A 24,286-nucleotide genomic window follows, 5' to 3' on the forward strand; every position below is an offset into this window, starting at 1 on the left:
TTTGTAGTAATTATTTTTGTACCTAATTCACTTTATCCACCAGCAAATGCCATGGTGGAATCAAACGATTGTTTCTATGAACGTTCATAGCCCATAGGAATCAGTTAAAACACTCCTATTTTTTAACAATCTGGTTCTATTTTTTTGCAAGACCCTGCTTGTTTAGATAGTCTTTCATTCCCATTCTAGACAATCGATGGAAACTATTTACTGTGCCATCTCCCCACGTTTTATTACTAGAATTGCCTATACGGTTAGTATAATATCGTCTTGTTGTTTCTTCATATTCATTGATGATTTCATCTGTATCCTTGTTGTATTTGTCTATATGGTAGATACCCGCCATTGGAATCCTAGGTTTCAATTCATTTTTAGTTTTTGGATATCCTACAACTAATCCAAAAACGGGAAAAACATATTCTGGTAATTCTAACAGGTCAGATATTTCTACAATAGCATCGCGAATACCACCAATATAACAAACTCCCAAGCCCATTGATTCTGCTGCAACAGTCATATTTTGTGCGGCTAAACTCGCATCGATCGCCCCTGCTAGAATAGCATCAACTCCTTCGAGCATTGGTTGGATATCAATATTCCTTTCTTGTGATAACCGATGTAATCTTTGCAGATCTGCACAAAAGACAAAGAAGTGACTACCTTCGGAAATAAAAGGCTGATTTCCAGCTAATTCAGCAATCTTCCCTTTTAATTTATCATCCTCTACGCCAATAATCGTGTATGCTTGTAAAAAACTTGCAGAAGATGCGGACTGAGCAGCCAGTATCAATTCTTTTACTTGTTCTTCATTGATTTTTTTATCCAAAAATTGTCTAACTGAAACATGTTTTTTTAATAATTCAATGGTTTCATTCATGTGAGATTTCCCCTTATCCTTTAAATTACGTCCTATATTACCATTTTTGTAGTGATCACTCAAAAAAACATTTGGTCGAAAGATTCCACCTGTTTCTATAGTGTAAATGTAGATATCAAAAGAGGTCGTTTCGGTTTGAGAAATTGGAGAAAAAAACGATGCCGGAACATCACTTCTTAAGATAGTCATTTATTGATAAACTTCCTGTGCAAACACATCTGTTTATCTCCACTAAAATGGACCACCCCCCGACAAATAGCCAGAGAGTGGTCCAAAATCTCGATTATATCTATTTTTCATTCTTTTTATCGATTGTTGGAACCAATAATAGAAGTAGGAAATGACGCCTAAGCGCCCACCTTTAGCAATTAACGCTATACTTTTTGTCTAGGCTTCAGTTGGTTCACCTAATGATTCAAGATATTTATACACTTGTTGTCCAGCAATCCCGCCATCTCCAACAGCTGTTGTGATTTGACGTAGGTCTTTTTCACGGACATCGCCGATTGCGAAGACACCTGGCATCGTTGTACGCATGTCTTGATCCGTTGGAATCCAGCCTGCTGCATTCGTCAATCCTGCTTTTTTGAATGGTTCAGTTAATGGATCAAGTCCCACATAGATGAAAACACCATCAGCCGCTAATTCGACTGTTTCATTTGTTTTGACATTGTGAGCTTTGACTCCTGTGACGACCATATCATTCCCGATGATTTCATCAGTGACCGTATCCCAGACAAAAGAAATCTTTTCATTTGCAAAAGCTCGATCTTGAATGATTTTTTGTGCGCGCAACTCATCTCTACGGTGAACGATCACTACTTCGGAAGCAAATTGAGTAAGGTAGATTGCTTCTTCTACTGCTGAATCTCCTCCACCGATGACCACTAAACGTTTGTTGCGGAAAAATGCACCATCACAAACTGCACAATAAGAAACGCCACGTCCAGCATATTCTTCTTCGCCTGGAACGCCTAATTTACGGTGGATACATCCTGTAGCAATGATCACTGTTTTTGCTTCATAGCTTTTGTCTTCACAGATGACTTCTTTATAATCGCCATGGTCTTTGATATCTTGAACGATACCATACACGTTTTCAGTGCCAAATCTTGACACTCCTTCATACATTTTATACGCTAAATCCGGTCCCATGATCGAATCGAAGCCTGGATAATTTTCTACTTCAGCTGTATTGTTCATTTGTCCCCCAGGAGCACCTTGTTCGATCATAGCCACTGATAGATTTGAACGTGAAGCATACAATGCGGCAGTCATACCAGCAGGCCCCGCACCAATTACGATAACATCATACATATGTACATTCCTCCATTTAGAAATCAAGTAAGCCTACTTTACAGCCTATACCAAAAAAAGTCTATTGTTCTGCTTACAATTTCGAATAGACTTATTATACTCGAGAATTCAGCTTAAAAACAATAGACTTTTTAGACTATATTTAATTACTTAGATCTTCTCCATTTGTTGCAATCACTTTTTGATACCAGTCAAATGATTTTTTCTTTGAACGTTTCAGTGTTCCATTTCCGTAGTTATCACGATCCACGTAAATGAATCCATAACGTTTTTTCATTTCTCCTGTTCCTGCAGAAACTAGATCGATACATCCCCAAGTCGTATAGCCTAACAAATCAATTCCATCTAGTTCCACTGCATCTTTCATCGCTTGGATATGCTGTGCTAAATAATCGATACGATAATCGTCTTCAACGTAGCCATTTTCATCTGGAGTATCGATTGCGCCTAAGCCGTTTTCGACAATGAATAGAGGTTTTTGATAGCGATCATAGATATCGTTCATCGTTATACGCAAGCCTAAAGGATCGATTTGCCATCCCCATTCACTTTCTTTTAAATAAGGATTTTTCGCCGACGCAAAGATGTTTCCGGCGGTTTGCTCCAATAATTCTGGATCAGTGGTAGCTACTCGTGAAGAGTAATATGAAAATGAAATAAAATCGACAGTATGTTCTTTTAAAAGTGCCAAATCTTCGGATGTCATATCGATCACGATCCCATCACGTTCCATTTTCTTAAGAGCGTATGCCGGATATTCTCCTCTTGATTGAACGTCGATAAAGAAATAGTTCTCATGATCTGCCTGTCTTGATGCCCAAACATCTTCTGGTTTACAAGTAAACGGATAATTGGTCCCCGCTGCCAGCATACAGCCCACTTTATTTTCTGGATCAACTTCATGAGCAATCTTCGTAGCGATCGCACTGGCTACTAATTCATGGTGGGCAGATTGATATTTGATTTGTTCAATATTGTCGCCTTCTTCAAAGTAGAGTCCAGCACCCATAAATGGAGCGTGGAGGATCATATTGATTTCATTGAAGGTTAGCCAATAATGGACCAAACCTTTATAACGATTGAAGATCACCTGACAAAGGTTTTCATAAAAACCGATCAGTTCCCGTGATCGCCAAGCACCATATTCTTCGACCAAGTGCATTGGGCAATCGAAATGTGTGATGGTCACCAAGGGTTCAATGCCATATTTTTGGCATTCCTTGAATACATCTTCGTAGAATTTCAATCCTTCTTCATTTGGTTCCTTTTCATCCCCTTTTGGAAAAATACGACTCCAAGCGATGGACATCCGATAAGTTTTGAAACCCATTTCTGCAAATAGTGCGATATCTTCTTTGTAGTTGTGGTACATATCGATTGCTTCTTTTGCAGGATAGAAATGTTCCTCATCAAAATCAAACATCTTTTTTTGACCAGTAATCACAGAAAATCGATCCTCACCGATAGGAACGACATCGACATTCGCTAAACCACGACCACCTTCATCATAGCCACCTTCACATTGATTGGCAGCTGTAGCTCCGCCCCATAAAAAATCTTTTCTAAATGCCATTATATCTCCTCCGTCACTTTGATTAAATTTCGTGCAACTTCATCTTTTACTTCAATACCGTCTTCTTTCAAACGGTCGATCGTTTGCTTGAATTGTGGTAAATACGCTTCATGGGCAATAAACAATTCATCCATGATTCGCTTGGCAGTCTCGCCAGAACGGACCAACGGATTGATCGTAAAGGCTTGGAGTGCTGTGCCATAATCGCCTGTTACAGCTGCTTCGATCGTCAATAACTCCATGTTCTTCATCACTTGGAGCCAGCCTCTTTCTGCAGGTGGTAAAGAACCGAAGGCAACATTTCTAGCTCCATTCGCACCCACGTAAGCTGTCACTTCAACTACACAATCCGCTGGCAGATCAGGGACTGCTCCATCATTTTTCGTAGAAACCACGATTTGTGTCTCTTTATTCCCATAGATAGAAGCAATCGTTTCGCAAGCCGCATCTGAATAATACGCGCCTCCACGTTTTTGTAATTGTTCTGGCTTATGGTCTAACTTAGGGTCTTTGTATAATTCAAATAATTCTGCTTCTGTTTCTTTCACTTGTTGTGCTCTTGTTCCGATCGTTCGATACTCCTCTAACGCGTGATGAAGCATTTCTTCTTCCCGATAGTAATAGCGATGGTATCCACAAGGAATCATTTGCATTTGTTTTAATTGTTCTTTAAAGAAAGGAACATCAAAGATATTTTTCGGTAAGCCATTATCATCCGCATACAATCGATCAATCAACTCATTTGTACGATCATTCCCTTTCGCATCCGCTACTTTATGCCAATGGAAATGATTCAAACCAGCAAATTTATAGATAAGATCTTCTTTCGCCTCTCCTAACATTCCTGGTTCCGTCATCATGGCCATTACAGGAACATTGCACAGACCGATGACTTTTTCCCAGTGTCCGTAACGCACAACTGCTTCTGTGACCATCCCACTTGGATTAGCAAAATTGATCAACCAAGCATTCGGGCAAAGCTGTTTCATTTCTTCTACGATAGCCAAGACGACTGGGATCGTGCGAAATGCTTTGAACATTCCTCCCGCACCATTCGTTTCTTGCCCCAACATACCGTAGTAAGCAGGGATACGTTCGTCTTTCACTCGTGCATCAAGCTGGCCAACTCGAAACTGTGTGGTAACAAAATCGGCGTCTTTCAATGCTTCTTCTCTGTTCAATGTCGCATAGATCTGAACGTCATATGGGGAAGCATCCCACATACGCTGTGACATTTCACGGACGATCCTTAGTTTTTCACTTCCTTCTTCCACATCGACTAACCATATTTCTCTAATAGGTAATTCTTCATATCGCTTAATAAAGCCTTCCATCAATTCAGGGGTATAGCTACTTCCTCCGCCAATCGTTGCAATCTTGACTCCTTGCTTCATAGACTCACTCCTTCATTTTGTTTACAACTATATTATGTTTCTTGTAAAAAAATATCTCAATAATTTGTCGCTTTTTTGAATATTGATTTACATATATTCGTTTATATACAGATTTATTTGTAAAAATCCTGCGAATAAGGCTAGTAACAATTGACACTACCTTGTATAACGTTTACAATTCATTTACACAAAATTCTAAAAAACTGCAAAGGAGATGCAACATGTTATTACAGGAGAAAATAAAACAAACCTCTTTTTCACCATCTGAAACTGTTGTTATCGAATTTATTCAAACGCATGAACATCAGCTAAATGAATTGACGATCCAACAAATTGCCAAAACATGTTACGTTCATCCTTCTACATTGATACGGATAGCAAAGAAACTCGGCTTTAGCGGGTGGGTGACTTTTAAAGAAGCTTTGGTTACAGAAACAGAATATCTTGAAGGCAATTTTCAAGAAGTCGATGCCAATCTTCCCTTTTTAGAAAACGAAGGGATCATGACCATTGCAAACAAAATTGCTTCTCTAGAACGGATGACGATTGAAGATACGTTATCTCTCCTCCATCACGATGAACTACAAAAAGCAAAACAGCTTTTATTGAGAGCAAAAAAAATCGTCCTTTTTTCCAGCAACTCCAACACATTGATTTCTCAAGACTTTATGCTAAAAATGAAACGGATCAAACACGATGTCACAATCGTCACAACTTTCGGGGAAACATACTACGAAGCCTATAACTGTACCCCTGACACCTGTGCAATCTTGATCTCTTATACTGGAGAAAATAAAACGATCCTACGTACAGCAGCCATTTTACAGGAAATCCACGTTCCCATTTTGGCTCTAACCAGTATTGGAGATTCGACCCTTTCTTCTCTCAGTACAGCTGTATTACGCATGACTACAAGGGAACGCTTATATTCAAAAATCAGTAATTTTACCATCAACACATCGATCTGTTATTTGCTAGATGTGTTATACGGATGTGTGTTTGCAGAAGATTATCAAAGAAATTTAGATCATCTGATTAAAATCGGTCAAAAAGTGGATAATCGACCAATCAGTTCATCGATCATGGAAGAGCCCTCCACTTATTTACGCAACTCTTAATCGTGAGTGTGCTCCGTTTGTTCTTGTTTGCCAATGAATAAACAGAGCACACTCTTTCTTCCACTTATAGACTCGTCACAGCAGTAAGCAGCTCATCGCCATTATTGACGATGATCCCTGTTTTTTCAGCTATTGATTCATAATCCGTTGCATTGGTTATGATCACTGGTGTCTCGATGCTGTACCCTGCTTTTTCAATACCTTCCTTATCAAATTTGAGAAGTACTTGGCCTTTCGTCACTTTGTCACCTTGTGCAACAAATGATTGGAAATATTTCCCTTCCAATTGAACGGTATCTACACCCACATGGATCAATAATTCAAGGCCTGTCTCTGACACTAATCCAATCGCATGTTTTGTTGGAAATAAAGTCAAAACTGTTCCATCAAACGGTGCTAAAACTTCCCCTTTATCTGGATAAATCAAACTACCTTTTCCTATTACTCCCTTAGCAAATGCTTGATCAATTGCTTGGTCTAACGGTGTGACACGCCCTTCAATCGGTGTCAGCACAATTTCTTTTCTTTTATCCTCAATAGTACTCGTTGTTTCTGGTGTTTGATCTCTCCATAAAAAGAATGTGAGGAAAAAGCCAATGACAGAAGCGATCGCTATACCGATAAATGCGTGATACATCCCACTTGCATCCGTTCCCGTTAGATAGTTTACTACGCCGAAGATACCTAATCCGCCCATCGTATACCCAGTTGCCCCTGAAACCATCAGATAAATCCCTGAGATACTGCCACCGATCATTGAAAAAATAAATGGCTTTTTATTCGGAAGTGTAATCCCATAGATCGCTGGTTCAGTTACACCAAAAATACCGGATATGACTGCCGGCATACACAGTGCCTTCATCTTTTTATCCTTAAACTTGAAATACATCGCAAGCACTACTGCTGTTTGTGCAAAACTAGCACCGAAAACTGCCGTCAATATTTGACTAGATCCATTTTGTGCCATCTGCATGATTGCAAGAGGGATGACACTCCAATGCAATCCGAAAATAACCAAAACTTGCCAAAAGAAACCAAGAACCGCACCATACACAGCAGGAGAAAAAGCCATCAAAGACTGAAAGCTGGTACTTAGTAGTTCCGTCAATAAGCTAACGATCGGTCCAATGACTAAAAATCCGATCGGTAAGGCAATCAGCAGAACCGAAAAAGGAACAACAAAGGTTTGGACAACAACTGGAATCATTTTTTTAGCGATTTTTTGGATATGTCCGGCAAATGCAATGATAAAAATTACCGGTACCACACTACTCGTGTAACTAGCTCCTACCCATGGAATCCCCAAAAAAGTTTCATAAGCGGGCAATCCTAGTAAATGATACGGTGCCCCTACTCCAGGTGTAGCTGCTTCAAATCCACTTTGCAAAGCGGGACCTTGAACAGTCGGGTAACAAAGCGCTGCGCCAATCACGATCCCTACCATTGGGTTCAAATGGAATTTCTTGGCAGCTGTATACCCTAAGATTACTGGCATAAAGTAAAAAATTGCATCGCCGATTCCATTAAGCATCGTATACGTCCCGGAATTATCTGCATAAAACCCTAAAAATAGGAACAAGGCATTTAACCCTTTCACCATCCCTGCAGCAGCCATCGCTCCAAGAAACGGTTGAAAACAGCCACTTAAAATATCGATCAGGCGATTAAATAGATTTCCCTCTTGCGTCAGCTCGCCGCCCTCTTCTCCTATACCTGCCACGGTCACTACTTCGCTATACACATCTGGGACATGATTCCCTATCACCACTTGGTACTGTCCCCCGCTTTTCATGACTGTCACTACACCTGACATCTTTTTCAGCTTTTTATCTAGTGCTTTATTTTCATCTTTCAATTTAAAACGTAACCGTGTAATACAATGAGTCAAACCATGAATATTTTCTTTTCCTCCAATTGCTTGAACAATTTCTTCTGCTAATGCTTGATATTTCCTCATTTTTTTCCCTCCATTGATTTGAAGGTTTAGCCAACTAAATGTCACCATCCTTTTTATATTTGTCTTGCCTGCTCCTTTCTTAATTTTTCAAACGATGCTCATGCCTCAATCGTGCGACATGAATCGTTAAATATACGATTTCATCTTGAGAAACTTGGTAATCCAAACTCTCATCTAAAAAAAATGCAATTTTTTTCACGCATTGAAGCGCAACTGGGTATTTTCGTTGGATCACTTGCAGTAACTCTTCTTCTACATCGCTATCCACTGGTTTAGACGTGTTCATGATACGTGTCAGAAAAAAGCGTAAATGTGTGACAAATCGAAAAAAAGCAACTGATTCTTCATCGAACGTCATTTGATAATAGTAACGAACAATGTTCAAAATATCTTGAAGTGTTTTTGTAAAAAGATACATATTCTCCAATTGGTTGCGATCTGTCTGAGCATTGACCAAATGTAAGGCAATAAAACCTGCTTCATTTTCAGATAACTCAATCCCATGATCATCCAACATTTTTTCGAGCATCCGTTTGCCGATTTGAAACTCTTTTGGAAATAATTGCTTGATGTCATAAAGTAAAACATTCGGGAGCTCGATTCCCTTTTGTTTCCGTTTGATTGCTGTATAAAGATGGTCTGTCAAAGAAATATAAATCGATTCATTTAAGGGTACGCGCAACATTTTTTTCGTATCTTCGATGATTTCATACGACCATTCGATGTACTTCAACGGAATTTCTTGTACTAATTTTTGGAAATATTTCGCTACCCGATCATCTGCCAGCTGAAATTTCTTATCAATACATTTTTCTGCAATTTTGTCCCCCGTCTTTTTCTTATAAGCTAATCCCTTCCCCATCACGATCATTTCCTGATTCAACTCATTTCTTGTGATCACGACATTGTTATTCAATATTTTCTCGATCCGCATGGCTTCTCCTTTCTATGAGACATACTCAATACTGGTTCAGAGCAAAAAGAAAAACCTAAAAAGTCTCCCCTCAAGATACAAGGTGACTCATTAGGTTTAGCTTGCGTGATGCAATCACTATCCAAGTTATTTTGTTTTCTCTATCTTAGCGAAAGCAGAAATAAATGTCAACGCTTTCTTTTGTACGTGCTATAAAATTTCACTGAAAACCAAATAGCTGCCTGAAACGATTTTGCATCAACTCTAGGGCGAAAAATATTAGGCAAAGAAGCGATATCTTTTTATGTAATAACGCATGCAACAAGTTAACTCAAATACTTTGTACCATCTAGTAGGATTGTACCAACAAGAAAAAGTATCGTTTTTTCCACCAGTCGCTTTCGCATAAGCCCACTTTTTATTCGTAGCATTTGCTGACTTCACTACACTTCCTACTTTTGCTTTTGCACCATGACGATTGTACATATGGCTGTAGTGATTCGAATTACCTATTTTTTTATTCCCTGATTTTTCCGAATAATAGACCCATCTTCCAGAACTATGATTAATTGTAGCGCGTGAGTGAATCGTTTTTGGTAGAGATGAATCAATGATATTGCCTGCAGCATCAAAATGAATGTAGCCTGGTTGTGTGGAAGAATAATCCAATTCACCTACTTCATTTGCGGCACTATTTTCAGATACAGTCAAACATCCTATAGTTGCTGAAACGACGACAACGATCTGCATTACTATTTTCATTTTAATCTTCCCTTCTCTCTTTAAAATCAAAGCATCATACACTTTGTTCCCAAAGTTGCTAACTCGGTATCATGTGTTACTACTATAACTAAACGTTCCTCAGCAACTAACTCTTGCAGAATACTGAAAATGATTTTCTTGTTCGAATCATCTAACGAACCTGTGGGCTCATCTGCAAGAATGATCCTTCCGTTCTTCAAAAATGTCCTAGCCAAGGCAATTCGCTGTTTTTCTCCTCCAGATAGTAAATATACAGGTGTTTTCAACCTCTTCTCTAACCCAACTTTCTTCAAGATTTCTATCTTTGCTGTTTTTCTTTCTTTCATAGACATTTTTTTAAATCTCAATCCAATATCTAGGTTAAAATCAATTGTTTCATACTCGATCAAACCAAAATCTTGAAACAAAAAAGAGATTTCCTTTCTTTTAATCTCCATCTTTTCTTTGTTCGTCAGCTTATTTACGGACTTTCCAAATATATGAAATTCTCCAGAAGTAAATTCCTGGTTTAAACCTAATATATTTAACAATGTGCTTTTTCCGGCGCCACTCTTGCCCAAAATAGTAATCAATTCTCCTGTGTTTGCGGAAAAATCATCCAAATGGAAAAGTCGCTGTTTATTGACTATCTTCGTACAATTTTTTATAGAAAAAATTTCTGTCATCCCATCACCATCCTGAAAGTATAACTAAGTTACTTTTCTTTTCGATATAGAGCAAAAAGACAATGGTCGTACCTAAGTCGATCATTAGAAGCGTGAACATATTTATAACGATCCTTAAATCACTCTCCCAAAAGACAAACATCGCGATAGTTGTTAAAATCCATTTAAAGAAGGTTAGTATAAGCAATGTTCGATAGGTAGAAAACATGGAGTATCCACTTAATCTTAGTAATGCAATTGTTCTTTTGTTATAAATGAATAAAATACTTAATACGAAGAAATTCAAAGAAAAAAACGAACTAGCGGTTACAAGGAAAATACTCACAACCTGCCCCAAAGACCTGCTTGTCATCTTCACTACGACTTCTTCTGCTCTAGTATATGGATGCAATAGCTGTAAATTGTCACTCAGCTGATTTGCTTCAACTAAGTTTAAAATTTTCTCTCTATTTTTTTGATTCGTTTTTACCTTCAAAGGTGGTGCACTGTCCCCATCAATGATGTTCCTTTCCCAAAAGGTACTATTCATGAGTGTTAAAACTTCTATAAAGGGATAATCCTTAATCCACCGATCATGTAGAGTGAACGTATATATCGACTGATCCTCCTCAATAAAATAAACTTTTATGTCTCGATTATAAAGTTCCTCATAATAACTGAGTACTTCGTCTAAGACATTCCTTGTTTTCTTTTCTTTGTAACGTTTAGGAATCAGGAGAATCGTTCTCTGCTCTTGTTCATCAATATAAATTCGCTCTCCTCTTTCATCGAGAAGCTGAAATTTTTTGAGATAATTAGGATTAATCTTGATTCCCCTACCAAAGACTTCATTTTCCTTTATACGATAATCAGATAAATTTACAAGTATACTTCCTTGTTCATTTAAAGCTTCATACAAAGAGTCGTCTACATGCTTTTGAAGTTGATCTGAATAGATGAATTCTACATGATTTTTTCCAATTGTCATTGGGTAGAATACCTCATAATTTTCAGAAGCAATTTCGTTAGGTGCTTCATACTTAGGCAACAAATTTGTTGCAGCTAAAATAATCTCTGCCAAATCCATAGTCGTTGTACTGAGAATAAAAGAAAAGACTAGACTGATACCAAATGTTACAAATTGAAGATATTTGAGTCTTTTTTTCATTGTAGGTAACTTGATAATCAGATAAACAAAAACAAGCGAAGCAAAGTATGAACTTACTATTAATACTGTAAGTAAAAAAGTGAACAGTATAAATTGTTCCCGTAATATAATCCACATCATAACCAACTCACATACTACTACACCTAACAAAAATAGGAGCATCTTGTTACCAAGCAACCTATGCACGATATGTTTGACAGAAAAACCATAATTAGATAATAGACCAATTTCTCTGATTGCTATCAAGTAATAGGAACCTAATACAGCGATAAAGAAGAGTAGACCAACTTGAATATAAAAAGAAGACTGATACAGATCAGTATTTCCTATTGGAGAATAGTTCCGTTCATTGTTAAAATCATCAAAACGCTCTATTCCATGAGTGGATTGAAAGATTTCGTTATACTTTTTGCTAAATTCTTTTATGTACCCTTCATACTCTTCTTTATCAGAGGTCAGTATAAAAAATTCTCCTTCGAAGTCCTTTTTCCGGATTGATTGCTGTATATTTTCGATACGAAAATTGGTATTTGAGAATGGCAACTTGAAGTTTGATGGTTCTTTTTGATCTTGATAATAGAAAATAATTTCAAGCTTAGGGCTGATTTTAAAGTTGAAACTTTCATTTATCTCATACGATTCATTTGTCACTTTCTTCATATATGGGATATTCGTTTTTAAAGAAATATCCTCAAACAAAGAAAGGAGTTGACGGTATTCTGATTCCTGAACAAAAATTTTCGGTATACGTAATGGCGAATAACTACTCGTATGATTGAAAATATCTATTGTTTTATTCAGATTTTGGTTATTGATCGTTGAAAAAGCAATACCGATAGTTAACAAACTAAAAAGAAAACATAAAAATACCTTCACTATTTTTTTTGTCATTTTCCTTCAATCCTTTAAGAAACTCAAGATAAAGCTACAGCCTAAAACATTTTCTCTATTCGGATAACTTCTCCTTTCTATTGTTTATGGTCAAAACTGTTTCGAAAACAATGAAAGACTAAAAAGTCCGTCATCAAAATAGTTGCCTTTTCAGTGAAACGATTTGCACCAATCTACCAGAACAGCAATCGTACAAAGCAAATCTGGCAACATAAAAATCAGATCTATGATACATGTAGTATGTATGTGAGACCCTACCCCCTGTTCTCTGATCGTATCTACTGCCAACCTGCACGACGATTGTTTTGTCGCTGATTTAACTTGTTGCCCCTGCTTTCTCGACTACTCTTTCATTTTTTTATGTATTGACTTTGAGCTTCAACCACCTCTACTAAAAACAGAAAATAGAATAAACTGGTGACGAACTTATTATCACATCACTACTTTTATGTATTAAAGCTCTCTATAGACAGTTCTTTTGATATTCATAGAAAAGAGCTATATTTTTTTAAACTGTATTTTATTTGATTATAAATCAATAACAAAAGTAATAATTTTTTTTGCAAAAAATTTTTTCAAAAGAAAAATATAAACATACTTTTTTCGATTTTTACACATTCGCTAGGTCGATGAAAAAACATGAGACCATGAATATTCGCAGGTATCAAAAAAGAAAGAAAAAATGATTTTTGAAAAATCACTTCTTCTTTCTCTGAGTTAAAATACTTCTGTTGTAGTCTCTCGTGAGTTATTCGCTCTGCAGTTTGTACATATCTGCATACAGACCTTCTTGTGCAAGTAGTTCTGCGTGGGTACCTCGTTCAACGATATTCCCCTTATCAAGCACAAGAATCAACTCAGCATCCCGAATCGTTGATAGACGGTGGGCAATAGCAATGGTGGTTCTTCCTTGGCGCATCTTTGCCAAGCCCTCTTGGATCAATCCTTCTGTTTCCGTATCAATATTCGCAGTTGCTTCATCTAACACTAAAATTTTAGGATCGGTAACGATGGTTCTAGCAAAAGTGATCAATTGCCGTTGTCCGCTAGAATAACTTGCGCCCCGTTCAATTACTTTTGCGTGGTAGCCTTTAGGTAGTTCATTGATGAATCGATCTGCTTGAACGAATTCAGCTGCTTCGCGTATTTGTTCATCCGTAATAGTTGGGTCCATCATTCGAATATTGCCAGCGATGTCCCCATAGAATAGAAAGGCATCCTGTAATACCAAGCCCATTTTTTTACGCAGTTCTTCGATCGGATATTCACGGATATCATGATCATCGATCAAGATCTGTCCTTCGTAAAATTCATAAAACCGCATCAATACATTGATGATCGAGCTCTTGCCACTTCCTGTATGACCAACTAAAGCAACCGTTTCTCCAGGATTTGCGACAAAGGAAATATTATTTAAGACATTATTTTCTCCATCATAAGAAAAACTAACATTTTTAAATTCGATTTTTCCATCGGTGATCGTTCTTGCTGCATCGGGCGCTTGTTGCGGCGTGTATTCTTCTGTATCCATGATTTTCAATATTCGGCTTCCTGCAACCATCCCATCGGTAAATACACTTAAAAAGTCCATCATTTGCGACATAGGGTTAAAGAATCCTTGGACATACGTTGTGAACGCATAGATCAAGCCGACTTCAACTGGTGATTTCAATGCATCAATCCCGAATAACGTTAATGCTAATGCAATCGCTAACGCATACAAGAAACTGATTACCGGGCTTAAAAGGATCGAATTTGTTTTGATCATTGCATAACGAGTAGCTAAATAGTCATTATTGACTTCCTCAAACTCTTTTGCTAACCGTTTTTCTTGGCGGAATTGTTGAATGATACGCATTCCAGAAATCGATTCATTCAATTTGGTATTCAATTGACTCAATTTTTCACGCATATTACGGTAGATCCGTGAACTAAACTTTTGATAATACCAAATCACTACCCCTAAAATAGGTAAGAAAATCAACATCCATAAAGCAATCTTACTGTTGATCTGGAACATCGCAAGAAAAGAGGAAATGACTGCAAATATACCTGTCAATACCATCAAAAAGACATACCAGAATTCAAAAAGCGTCTCTGTATCATTTGTTACCCTTGAAACAGTTGACCCTGCAGGCGTTTGGTCAAAGTACCTCATGCCCAATGTGTGAAGCTTTTCAAATAATTTCACCCGAATATACTGGTATGTTTTCAGCGAAGCCATTGAGTACAGATACCACTGAAAGAACCAAATGATACTCTTGATGATCACTCCGAATAAATACAACCCAGCAAAAAATAGGATCACTTGAGTTGTTGCAGATTGTTTCGCTAAATGTTCATCCATGAAAGTCTGGATGATACGAGGTAACAAAATATTGACGACAGACAAAGCTAACGCAAATAAGATTGCCACGATAAATGACGACTTAAACGGTTTGGCAAAATGCATCAATCGCTTGATGATCGTCTTTTGTTCCTTCAGAGGAATCGACTTGGTCCACTCTGATTGATACTTATCTTCCATCCTCTTCACCCCCCTCGATTTTTGCTTCTAATTGCTGTTTCTCCCACATTTGCTCGTACCATCCGCCCAAGGCAAGTAATTCCTGATGCGTACCACGCTCAACGATTCTTCCCTTGTCGATGACGACGATCTCATTTGCATGCATGACACTGCTCAAACGATGGGCAGCAATGATCGTTGTTTTGTTTTTTCGTTCTTCTTTTAGATTATGCAAAATTGCTTCTTCTGTTTTCGCATCGACCGCCGATAATGCATCGTCGAGGATCAATAATTCTGGACTTTGGATCAGTGCGCGTGCAATCGAGATACGCTGCTTTTGTCCACCAGATAGTGATACTCCACGTTCGCCGACCAAGGTATCGTACCCTTTAGGCAGTGCTTTGATTTCTTGATTGATAAAAGCAGATGAAGCTGCTTCTTCTACCTTTTCAGCTGACAATTGCGGATCAGAAAAACGAATATTGTCGCGGATCGTCATGGAGAACAAGAAATGATCTTGGGGAACATAACCGATCGATCGTAAAAGTGCATCTAAAGAATATTCTTTAATTGAACGGCCACCAAACTTGATTTGCCCTTTATAGCTATCATATTCGCGCATCAATAATTTGATGATCGTCGTCTTGCCAGCACCTGTTTTGCCGACAATCCCCAGAGTATCGCCTTCTTTGATTGCAAATTTGATTTGTTCAAGTGCAGGTACTTCTTCCTTAGGATAATGAAACTCTTTGATCTCTACATTGAGTTCACCCTTTGCTGGCGTTTGAATTGCACCTAATTGTTCGACGATATGTGTTTTTTCACGCAGCAATTCGCTAACGCGATCGTATGAAGCATTTCCTCTTTCAAGAACATTGAATAAACGACCAATCGCAAACATCGGCCAAACCAACATACCGATATAACTGATAAATGAAACCATTTGTCCAATGGTGATCGTACCTTCTAATACATATTTTCCACCCAAAATAATGGTTACCACATAAGATAAACCAATGATCAACGTGATAAATGGATCAAATAGAGCATCTAAGAAGTTGACACGTTTATTTTTTGCAATAGCATTTTCGATTTTTTCTTCAAAATCCGCAAGATCTTCTTTATCTTGCCCGAATGTTTTGATTACTTTGATCCCAGTGATACTTTCCTGTGTTTTATCATTGATGCTCGAGAAAGCTTCTTGTGATTCACGAAAAGCATCATGTAATTTTGAACCTAAAATCCTTGAAGTCACAGCTAATAATGGCAACGGGATCAGCGCGATCAAAGTCAGACGCCAATCAATAAAAAATACCATCGCAATGATCGTTGTGCCTCCAGTAATCACAGAATCTGCAAACGTTAAAATACCAGCACCGGCAACATTCTGAATCGCATTTAAATCATTTGTCGCATGGGCCATCAGATCACCCGTACGGTATTTTTGATAAAATAAGCTATCCATTGCAGTGAAATGTGCAAATAAGCGTTGGCGTAATTCTTTTTCTAATCTGGCAGCACTTCCCCAAATGTTGGTACGCCAGATAAAACGAAAGAGATATTGCAGAAAAGCCGCAACAACCAATACGGCAATCCAAGTAAAAATGATTTTCATCGAGATATTCTTATCCGCAATCTCATCAATGATGATCCCAATCACTTTAGGAGGTACTAACTGAACTAGAGCGACGGCAAATAATGAAAAAATACCGATTAAATAGTGCTTCTTTTCTTGTTTAAAAAACCAACCTAATTTCCTAAAAATTGACATCCTTTTCCTCCTTCATACGGAACCGTCTTACCTTTTTCTTCTACTTTTTGAAGAGCGAGTCTTTCATCAGTTAGTCGTTTGCTTACTGCATCATCCCAAATAGAAAAAATTACTAGAAAAATATAAAAAAAAGCAGACTGAAATCAATCAGCCCGCTAAAATGCCAGTTGAAAAAACCTATTTTTTCCCTTGGTTTTTCATTTGTTGCATCATCTGACGAATTTTCTTTTCAGATGGTTTTTGCCCCATTGACATCATCATTGATCGTAACATTTCCTCATTGACGGGAGGATTTTTTTCTAAGTAATCTTTCATATATTTACGCGCAAAAAAGAATCCACCGATTGCGCCGATTAATAAAGCAATAATTGCAATAAGTACGACTATTCCTGTTGATACCATGTAAATCTCTCCTTTCTGTTTCCGAATTGCTCTCAGTGATTTATTTTACTAAAGATTGTCCAAAAAAGAAAGGCGTTTTCTTTAGAAACATTTAAAAAATTTCTTTTTAGTCGAATTTATGGTTTTCTAAGCCAAAATGGGAAACTGTAAACTTTTTTTAGGCGCACCGAATTTTTTCCTTTCATTTTTTTGGGGACAGGTGTAGAATAAACTCGATAAGAAAAGAGGAAAGGTGGTTTTTTCTTGGATAAACAATCGCAAAAGCATAAATTAATCGAACATACCAATGGACTTTCTTTATCTGAAATCAATGGTACTGTGAAAGTTCCTAAAAATAAGAGCTTTTTCAAAACTTTACTTGCTTATTCTGGTCCTGGCGCGTTAGTCGCTGTAGGATATATGGACCCAGGAAACTGGTCGACTTCCATCACAGGAGGGCAAAACTTTCAATATTTACTGATGTCAGTTATTTTGATGTCTAGTTTGATCGCCATGTTGCTCCAATACATGGCTGCTAAATTAGGGATCGTCAGTCAAATGGACCTTGCACAGGCTATCAGAGCACGAACAAGCAAATCGCTTGGTATCGTCTTATGGATCCTGACTGAATTAGCGATCATGGCAACAGATATTGCTGAAGTAATCGGTGCAGCAATTGCACTTTATCTCCTATTCAATATTCCCTTAGTGATTGCCGTTTTTATCACCGTCTTAGATGTCTTCATTTTGTTGATGTTGACAAAGATCGGTTTTCGTAAAATCGAAGCAATCGTCGTTTGTTTGATCTTTGTCATTTTATTTGTCTTTGTTTACCAAGTGGCACTATCTAATCCAGACTGGAAAAATTTATTTGCGGGTTTTGTTCCTAATGGAAAGACATTTGCAGATTCGCCAGTTATTGGTGGTGAAACACCATTGACCGGGGCGTTAGGAATCATCGGAGCTACAGTGATGCCTCACAATCTATACTTGCATTCTGCAGTTTCTCAAACACGAGAAATCGACCGAGAAGACTCCTCCGATATTGCTAGAGCAGTTCGTTTTTCGACTTGGGATTCAAACATCCAATTATCGATGGCCTTTTTAGTCAACGCACTCTTGTTGATCATGGGGGTTGCCGTTTTTAAAAACGGTTCTGTTCAAGATCCATCATTCTTCGGACTATATGAAGCATTGTCTGATCCTTCAGCAATGAGTAATGGCGTATTGATTACTGTAGCAAAATCAGGGATCTTATCCACACTCTTTGCAGTTGCTCTTCTTGCTTCTGGACAAAACTCAACGATCACAGGTACCTTGACTGGGCAAGTAATCATGGAAGGATTCATCCACATGCGTATGCCAATCTGGTTGCGACGTCTAGTCACACGTTTGTTATCGGTCATTCCGGTCTTGATTTGTGTACTGTATACAAGTACGAAAGGCCCAATCGAAGAACACATTGCTTTAAATAATCTGATGAATGAGTCACAAGTATTCTTAGCCTTTGCCTTACCATTTTCAATGATTCCATTATTGATGATGACGAATAGCGAAGCAGAGATGGGCAAACAATTCAAAAACAACTTGCTTGTCAAGATACTCGGTTGGTTCTCCGTTCTCAGCCTGACGTATTTGAACCTCCGCGGCTTGCCTGGGCAAATTGAAAGTTTCTTTGGGGATCAAGCCTCTGCTAGTGAATTAGCCCTAGCAGATCAGATTGCCTACGTCCTCATTTTCGTTGTCTTAGCGTTATTATGTTGGACGGTCGTTGACTTATATAAAGGAAATAAAAAACATCAACAGCGATTACAGCAGGTGACAGAAGAACTCGATTAAAAATCAACCACAAAGGAGTGGCATGAGCTAGTCATTTCAGGCTCACACACCCAAGATATTGATTCACTTTACTATCCAAAAAAATACGCCTTCGATCACTAAAAATTTGAAGTTCAAATTTTAGGATTGACGGCGTATTTTTTTACAAATCAGGATGGTAGATTAGGACAACGAGCCAACGAGAGAAGTACTATACTACCTTTCTCACTAGCCATGCCGACTATTTCTTTTATTTGCTTTCTTCAAGCAACAATTCTGGAAATGCTTCTGGATCGAATACTTGCGTCTTGAACATCGTGATTTCTTTTCCATATGGCGCATATGCCGTTTTCTTTTCTTTTCCAACATATGGCGTTTCTAAAATCTTAGGAATAGCAGCAAATCTTGGTTCATGGACAATTTCATTCAATGTTTCAAAACCAATCGTACCAAAACCAATATTGGCATGTCGATCTTTATGGGCTCCTTGCGGATTTTTTGAATCATTGATGTGTAAAACTTTCAATCGATCCAAGCCGATCACTTTATCAAACTCGGTCATCACACCAGAAAAGTCATTGCGAACATCATACCCAGCATCATTGGTATGACAAGTGTCAAACGTAACAGACAGCTTTTCATTCAATACGACTCCATCAATGATCTGTGCTAGTTCTTCAAATGTACGTCCTACTTCTGTTCCTTTCCCCGCCATCGTTTCTAAAGCGATTTGCGCAGTCTGTTCTTTTGTTAATACTTCATTTAGACCTTCAATGATTTTATTGATCCCTGCTTCTGCCCCTGCACCAACATGGGCACCAGGATGCAAAGTGATCTGTTTCGCACCTAGGGCTTCCGCTCGTACGATTTCTTCTCTTAAAAACTGCACGGCAAAAGGAAACATCTCTGGCTTGATCGTATTCCCTAAATTAATGATATATGGCGCATGAACGACAATATCAGATAATCCATGTTCCTCCATATATTGCTTTCCAGCCTCAATATTCATTTCTTCGATAGCTTTACGTCTTGTGTTCTGGGGAGCGCCAGTGTAGATCATGAAAGTGGAAGCCCCATAACTAGCAGCCTCTTCTGCTGCGCCTAAAAGCATTTTTTTCCCACTCATACTTACATGTGAACCTAATAACATAAAAAGATTTCCTCCTCGAACAGCCCTACCTCAACTTTCTAGCGGAAAACCGTTCTATCTATTTAAAATCAGCGATTCGCTTTTTTCATCCTCTCTATCTTAACTGAAACACGGAACAAAGAAAAGTTTGAAAACTCAACGTAAAAGGAAAAATCCCTTTTGGTTCATGCATCACCTACCAGCTAAATCGGTGATGTTCTTTTGATCAGAAATAAATAAATCCTTACAAAAACTCCCCCATCTGTTTTTTTGATTCATTATTTGCTATAATTAGCGAAATAAAACCATTAGTTGAGGTGAACCCTTTTGCCACGTAAAGATACTCGGAAAAAGCGAAATCAAAAGAAAAAGCAAAAATGGTTTGTACCCAAAATTATTTTTGGTGTCTTCCAGTCTCTAACAGCTTTTATTATCGTTCTTCTTTTGCTTCTCGCAGCACTAGGAGTCGGCATTGGTGCTGGCTACTTTGCATATCTAGTTGAAGATACAGAAATGCCGACCAAAGAAATACTACAAACAGAACTTGGCAATATTACAGAAACATCGAAACTTGTCTACGCGGATAATTCAGAGATCTCAAAGATCCAAACTGATTTAATGCGTACGACCGTTCCATCTGATCAAATTTCACCGTTGTTGAAAACAGCGATCATCAGCACAGAGGATGAATATTTTGAAGAACACAAAGGATACGTTCCTAAAGCAGTACTACGTGCCCTATTCTCTGAAGCTACAGGAATCGGTTCTTCTGGTGGATCAACCTTGACGCAGCAATTAGTCAAACAACAGATACTAACAGATGAAACAACCTTCAAACGTAAAGCAAACGAAATTTTACTTGCGGCACAGGTTGAAAAGTATTTCTCAAAAAATGAGATCATATCGACCTACTTGAATGTTTCACCATTTGGTAGAAACAACAAAGGACAAAATATTGCAGGAGTCCAAGAAGCAGCGAAAGGTATTTTTGGTGTCAATGCCAAAGATGTGACCTTACCACAAGCAGCATTTATTGCTGGTTTACCGCAAAGCCCGATCACCTATAGTCCTTACACAAATACAGGCGCCTTGAAAGAAGATCTTTCTGCCGGGCTGAATCGTAAAGATATTGTACTGTTCAGTATGTACCGTGAAAATAAAATCACCAAAGCACAATATGACGAGGCAAAAGCCTATGATCTTACTAAAGATTTTCTACCGCAACAAGTAGCAGAACAAAATGATCGTGAGTATTTGTATTATACAGTCATGAATGAAGCTACAAAGATCGTGACGAAACAACTGGCAGACAAAGATAAAGCTGATCTGACAGATGGTGACACCTATGATGCCTATTACCAAAAGGCACAACAAACGATCCAGAACAAAGGATATACGATCCATTCAACGATCGATAAAAATATTTACGCCGCAATGCAGGCAGGTGTTCAAAATTACGGCTATCTGTTAGATGACGGCACTGCAACTCAAGTCGAGACTGGGAACGTATTGATGGATAATAAAACTGGACGAATCTATGGATTTGTTGGTGGACGTAACTATTTACAAAATCAAAATAATCATGCCTTTGATACCGAAAGACAAGCAGGTTCATCGATCAAGCCAGTCCTTGTTTATGGCCCAGCCATCGATATGGGGTTAGTTGGCTCCGAATCTCGTGTGTCTGACTATGCCACAACTTGGCAAGAAGGCGCAAATGCTGGTGAAAAAATCGTCAATGCAACCAATGAGGGATCAAACACATTCCAAACGATCCGTGAATCTCTGGAATGGTCAAACAACATTCCCGCTTATCATTTATACCAAGATGTCTTGAATAATGGCGGATCGAAACAGTATGCCTATGACAGTTACCTAGCTAAGATGAACTATCCGGCAAATGCCAATTGGGGTGTTGAGTCTGCACCATTAGGAACGATCGATGTGACCACCCTCCAACAAACCAATGGCTTCCAAGCATTGGCGAATGGCGGTGTCTATCAAGAAGGTTATCTGATCGATTCCATTACGGATAATGCTGGCAATGTCATCTACAAGCATGAAGAAAAACCAGTCCGTATCTATTCTGAAGCAGCCGCTTCGATCATGAACGATATGATGCGTAGTGTTCTGACAACCAAAATCACCACTTCTTTCAAAGACGATATCGCTAGTTTGAATAGCGACTTGGGTCAAGCCGATTGGGTGGGGAAAACAGGTACTACCAATGAATATCGTGACTCTTGGTTGATTGTTTCAACTCCAGCAATCACTATCAGTAGTTGGACAGGTCATGATGACAATACAGCAATGAACTCCAGAGCACGAATACGTTCTTCTCAATATTTAGCAAATTTGATCAATCAAGTTTATCAAGCAGATCCAACGATTTTTGGTACACGCGATAAATTTGAACTATCATCCGATGTCATGAAGAAAAAAGTTGCTGCCTTTACCGGTCAAACTGCGGGTAAAGTAACTGTAGATAAGAAAACAATTGAAACACCAAATAAAACAGTTGAATCATTATGGGCAAAAAATGGTCCTGAAAAATCAACCTTTAAGTTCGGTGTTGGTGGTACAGATAAAGACTACGAAGACTATTGGAAAAAAGTGAATGCTTATAACCAAGCAAATCCAGCAAAAAAAGGGCTCTTTGTCAATAAGGACTGATGAGTTTTGTAAAGTGAAATCTGGGATAGAAGGACTGACCTTCTGTCTCAGATTTTTTTGTTATTTCACTTGAATCAATTGATTGATCAAAAAAATCCTGATTTTCATGTTCTCAAATGATTTAAATCCATAAGATAATCGTTTCAGTGTCTTGATATGGGTATTTTTGGCCTCTATTTTGCCATTAGAATACGGGTAAATCATAGCATTGTAAATCCCTTCTTCGTAAGTTAAAAGGTTTTGAAGTTTCGTGCGAAATTGGACATCAAGTGTTTCAGGAAGATTTTTTAATAAGGTAAAAAATAAGTCAGGTTCTTTGTCTCGAAAGGCTTCGGTCAGCTCATGGAAAAAAGTATAGGCTTCCTTTAAAGGCGTTGAAAACGCCAGTAATCGATCGATCATCATTGCTTCAGTGAGTAGCGGGTATTTAGGTGCACGAAAACTGCGCCATGTTTTGTAGTCATAGTAATTGATTTTTTGACGGTTTTTTAGAAGAAAGCGCCAGTTCTTTTTCACTTTCTCGGCTTCTCTTCGTTGCCCTAACTGGTGTAATCTTTTCATTTCTTGTACACGAAAATCATTGAATGCCTGATTCAGATGTTTGGTGATATGAAAACGATCAATGACGACTTTCGCATTCGGTAAGACACGTTTTGTCAATTGGAAGTAGGCGGCATTCATATCTGTCACTAAGTATTCCACCGCTTCAGGATTCGTACAGCGACTAAAATAGTGTGTCAAACGCGATAATTTACGTGTAGGCAAAATATCAATGAGTTTTCCTGTCTCGCCATCCGCACAAATAAAGCTCATTTTATCCTCAATCGAAGCGTGCGAACGAAATTCATCCACCATCAATACTTTTGGCAGGGTCCTTTTTGACGGCTTCGGAAGATAGTTTTTCAACTCTTTCAATGTACGAATCACAGTCGTCAAAGATACCTGACAAAGCTTGGCAATCAATGATAAAGACATCTTTTCGGCGAGTAAAGCAGTGATTTTCCATTTGACATGATTGGCAATCGAATGTCTAGGACGGACAAAGTAGCTTTGGGCTGTCCAATGACGCAAACAGTTTTTACAGGTGTAGCGTTGCTTTTTCAAACGCATGATCAGTGGCATGTGGTTGTATTCTTCAAAGCGGACAATAGTTTTCTTCTTGCCATTCTTCACAATGGTCGTTTGACCGTGAGCATCGATTACAGAGGAACCGCAATGTGCACAAGCACAAGGAGCAGGAGAGAGAACCGCATCGATGACCATCGTTTTTTTGTTTTGAAACAGCTCGTAAGAAACTTCAGTGATTACTAAATTTTGGTCTATTAATCGCAACATTTTTTTGATAGAATCATTCATAGAACATATCGTCCTCTCGTAGTTTATTTTGTGGTGAT

Annotated in this window: 17 protein-coding genes; 3 read left to right on the plus strand and 14 right to left on the minus strand. The window is 38.2% G+C overall.

Annotated elements, in window-relative coordinates:
- Nucleotides 1-136: 136 nt before the first annotated feature.
- The 4 genes from nfsA to CJZ72_RS00870 form a co-directional block, all read right to left on the minus strand.
- Nucleotides 137-877 (minus strand): oxygen-insensitive NADPH nitroreductase, encoded by a 741-nt coding sequence (gene nfsA / locus CJZ72_RS00855; protein WP_227260292.1) that lies wholly within the window; start codon nucleotides 875-877, stop codon nucleotides 137-139.
- Nucleotides 878-1,264: 387 nt separating this feature from the next.
- On the minus strand, nucleotides 1,265-2,218 hold the full coding sequence (trxB, locus tag CJZ72_RS00860) for a thioredoxin-disulfide reductase (protein ID WP_258079036.1): 954 nt from the start codon (nucleotides 2,216-2,218) through the stop codon (nucleotides 1,265-1,267).
- 118 nt (nucleotides 2,219-2,336) lie between these two features.
- On the minus strand, nucleotides 2,337-3,767 hold the full coding sequence (locus CJZ72_RS00865) for a 6-phospho-beta-glucosidase (protein WP_095443550.1): 1,431 nt from the start codon (nucleotides 3,765-3,767) through the stop codon (nucleotides 2,337-2,339).
- Nucleotides 3,767-5,161, minus strand: coding sequence for a 6-phospho-beta-glucosidase (locus CJZ72_RS00870; protein ID WP_095443551.1), 1,395 nt, complete (start codon nucleotides 5,159-5,161; stop codon nucleotides 3,767-3,769). Before CJZ72_RS00870 ends, CJZ72_RS00865 begins: the two co-directional genes overlap by 1 nt.
- Nucleotides 5,162-5,382: 221 nt before the next feature.
- Between CJZ72_RS00870 and CJZ72_RS00875 the strand changes: the two genes are divergently transcribed.
- Nucleotides 5,383-6,279: a MurR/RpiR family transcriptional regulator gene (locus tag CJZ72_RS00875; RefSeq protein WP_005880364.1), complete on the plus strand. Its 897-nt coding sequence runs from the start codon at nucleotides 5,383-5,385 to the stop codon at nucleotides 6,277-6,279.
- A 64-nt stretch (nucleotides 6,280-6,343) separates the two neighbouring features.
- On the opposite strand, the gene CJZ72_RS00880 is transcribed toward CJZ72_RS00875, so the two are convergent.
- From CJZ72_RS00880 to CJZ72_RS00915, 8 genes are all read right to left on the minus strand, one after another.
- A complete protein-coding gene (locus CJZ72_RS00880; RefSeq protein WP_095443552.1) occupies nucleotides 6,344-8,236 on the minus strand; it encodes a beta-glucoside-specific PTS transporter subunit IIABC in 1,893 nt (630 codons plus the stop codon).
- Nucleotides 8,237-8,315: 79 nt separating this feature from the next.
- The gene (licT, locus tag CJZ72_RS00885) at nucleotides 8,316-9,170 is read right to left on the minus strand and encodes a BglG family transcription antiterminator LicT (RefSeq protein ID WP_095443553.1); all 855 of its coding nucleotides are present in this window, start codon (nucleotides 9,168-9,170) and stop codon (nucleotides 8,316-8,318) included.
- A gap of 258 nt (nucleotides 9,171-9,428) precedes the next feature.
- Nucleotides 9,429-9,911, minus strand: a complete 483-nt coding sequence (locus CJZ72_RS00890) for a hypothetical protein (protein WP_232509771.1) — start codon at nucleotides 9,909-9,911, stop codon at nucleotides 9,429-9,431.
- A gap of 26 nt (nucleotides 9,912-9,937) precedes the next feature.
- On the minus strand, nucleotides 9,938-10,576 hold the full coding sequence (locus tag CJZ72_RS00895; RefSeq protein WP_095443554.1) for an ATP-binding cassette domain-containing protein: 639 nt from the start codon (nucleotides 10,574-10,576) through the stop codon (nucleotides 9,938-9,940).
- 4 nt (nucleotides 10,577-10,580) lie between these two features.
- Nucleotides 10,581-12,614, minus strand: coding sequence for a DUF1430 domain-containing protein (locus CJZ72_RS00900; RefSeq protein ID WP_095443555.1), 2,034 nt, complete (start codon nucleotides 12,612-12,614; stop codon nucleotides 10,581-10,583).
- Between the two features lie 748 nt (nucleotides 12,615-13,362).
- A complete protein-coding gene (locus tag CJZ72_RS00905) occupies nucleotides 13,363-15,141 on the minus strand; it encodes an ABC transporter ATP-binding protein (RefSeq protein ID WP_005880372.1) in 1,779 nt (592 codons plus the stop codon).
- Nucleotides 15,131-16,891, minus strand: a complete 1,761-nt coding sequence (locus tag CJZ72_RS00910; RefSeq protein WP_095443556.1) for an ABC transporter ATP-binding protein — start codon at nucleotides 16,889-16,891, stop codon at nucleotides 15,131-15,133. Before CJZ72_RS00910 ends, CJZ72_RS00905 begins: the two co-directional genes overlap by 11 nt.
- Before the next feature lie 177 nt (nucleotides 16,892-17,068).
- A complete protein-coding gene (locus CJZ72_RS00915; RefSeq protein WP_005880376.1) occupies nucleotides 17,069-17,293 on the minus strand; it encodes a YneF family protein in 225 nt (74 codons plus the stop codon).
- Nucleotides 17,294-17,536: 243 nt separating this feature from the next.
- Between CJZ72_RS00915 and CJZ72_RS00920 the strand changes: the two genes are divergently transcribed.
- Complete coding sequence (locus CJZ72_RS00920; RefSeq protein ID WP_005880377.1) at nucleotides 17,537-19,111, plus strand: Nramp family divalent metal transporter; 1,575 nt, start codon at nucleotides 17,537-17,539, stop codon at nucleotides 19,109-19,111.
- A 229-nt stretch (nucleotides 19,112-19,340) separates the two neighbouring features.
- Here the strand turns inward: CJZ72_RS00920 and CJZ72_RS00925 are convergent, their stop codons facing one another.
- Nucleotides 19,341-20,240 (minus strand): deoxyribonuclease IV, encoded by a 900-nt coding sequence (locus tag CJZ72_RS00925; protein WP_005880379.1) that lies wholly within the window; start codon nucleotides 20,238-20,240, stop codon nucleotides 19,341-19,343.
- Between the two features lie 306 nt (nucleotides 20,241-20,546).
- Between CJZ72_RS00925 and CJZ72_RS00930 the strand changes: the two genes are divergently transcribed.
- Complete coding sequence (locus CJZ72_RS00930) at nucleotides 20,547-22,892, plus strand: transglycosylase domain-containing protein (RefSeq protein ID WP_095443557.1); 2,346 nt, start codon at nucleotides 20,547-20,549, stop codon at nucleotides 22,890-22,892.
- A 60-nt stretch (nucleotides 22,893-22,952) separates the two neighbouring features.
- Here the strand turns inward: CJZ72_RS00930 and CJZ72_RS00935 are convergent, their stop codons facing one another.
- Nucleotides 22,953-24,248, minus strand: coding sequence for an ISL3 family transposase (locus tag CJZ72_RS00935; RefSeq protein WP_081135856.1), 1,296 nt, complete (start codon nucleotides 24,246-24,248; stop codon nucleotides 22,953-22,955).
- Nucleotides 24,249-24,286: the final 38 nt, after the last annotated feature.

This window comes from Enterococcus durans (assembly GCF_002277935.1).
GTDB classification, from domain to species: Bacteria; Bacillota; Bacilli; order Lactobacillales; family Enterococcaceae; genus Enterococcus_B; species Enterococcus_B durans.

Coding starts and splice junctions, on each gene's coding strand:
- CJZ72_RS00925 (WP_005880379.1), bottom strand. CDS start 20,240: ATGTTATTAGGTTCACATGTAAGTATGAGTGGGAAAAAAATGCTTTTA.
- CJZ72_RS00890 (WP_232509771.1), bottom strand. CDS start 9,911: ATGAAAATAGTAATGCAGATCGTTGTCGTCGTTTCAGCAACTATAGGA.
- CJZ72_RS00915 (WP_005880376.1), bottom strand. CDS start 17,293: ATGGTATCAACAGGAATAGTCGTACTTATTGCAATTATTGCTTTATTA.
- licT (WP_095443553.1), bottom strand. CDS start 9,170: ATGCGGATCGAGAAAATATTGAATAACAATGTCGTGATCACAAGAAAT.
- CJZ72_RS00895 (WP_095443554.1), bottom strand. CDS start 10,576: ATGACAGAAATTTTTTCTATAAAAAATTGTACGAAGATAGTCAATAAA.
- CJZ72_RS00910 (WP_095443556.1), bottom strand. CDS start 16,891: ATGTCAATTTTTAGGAAATTAGGTTGGTTTTTTAAACAAGAAAAGAAG.
- CJZ72_RS00900 (WP_095443555.1), bottom strand. CDS start 12,614: ATGACAAAAAAAATAGTGAAGGTATTTTTATGTTTTCTTTTTAGTTTG.
- nfsA (WP_227260292.1), bottom strand. CDS start 877: ATGAATGAAACCATTGAATTATTAAAAAAACATGTTTCAGTTAGACAA.
- CJZ72_RS00905 (WP_005880372.1), bottom strand. CDS start 15,141: ATGGAAGATAAGTATCAATCAGAGTGGACCAAGTCGATTCCTCTGAAG.
- CJZ72_RS00875 (WP_005880364.1), top strand. CDS start 5,383: ATGTTATTACAGGAGAAAATAAAACAAACCTCTTTTTCACCATCTGAA.
- CJZ72_RS00865 (WP_095443550.1), bottom strand. CDS start 3,767: ATGGCATTTAGAAAAGATTTTTTATGGGGCGGAGCTACAGCTGCCAAT.
- CJZ72_RS00935 (WP_081135856.1), bottom strand. CDS start 24,248: ATGAATGATTCTATCAAAAAAATGTTGCGATTAATAGACCAAAATTTA.
- CJZ72_RS00870 (WP_095443551.1), bottom strand. CDS start 5,161: ATGAAGCAAGGAGTCAAGATTGCAACGATTGGCGGAGGAAGTAGCTAT.
- CJZ72_RS00880 (WP_095443552.1), bottom strand. CDS start 8,236: ATGAGGAAATATCAAGCATTAGCAGAAGAAATTGTTCAAGCAATTGGA.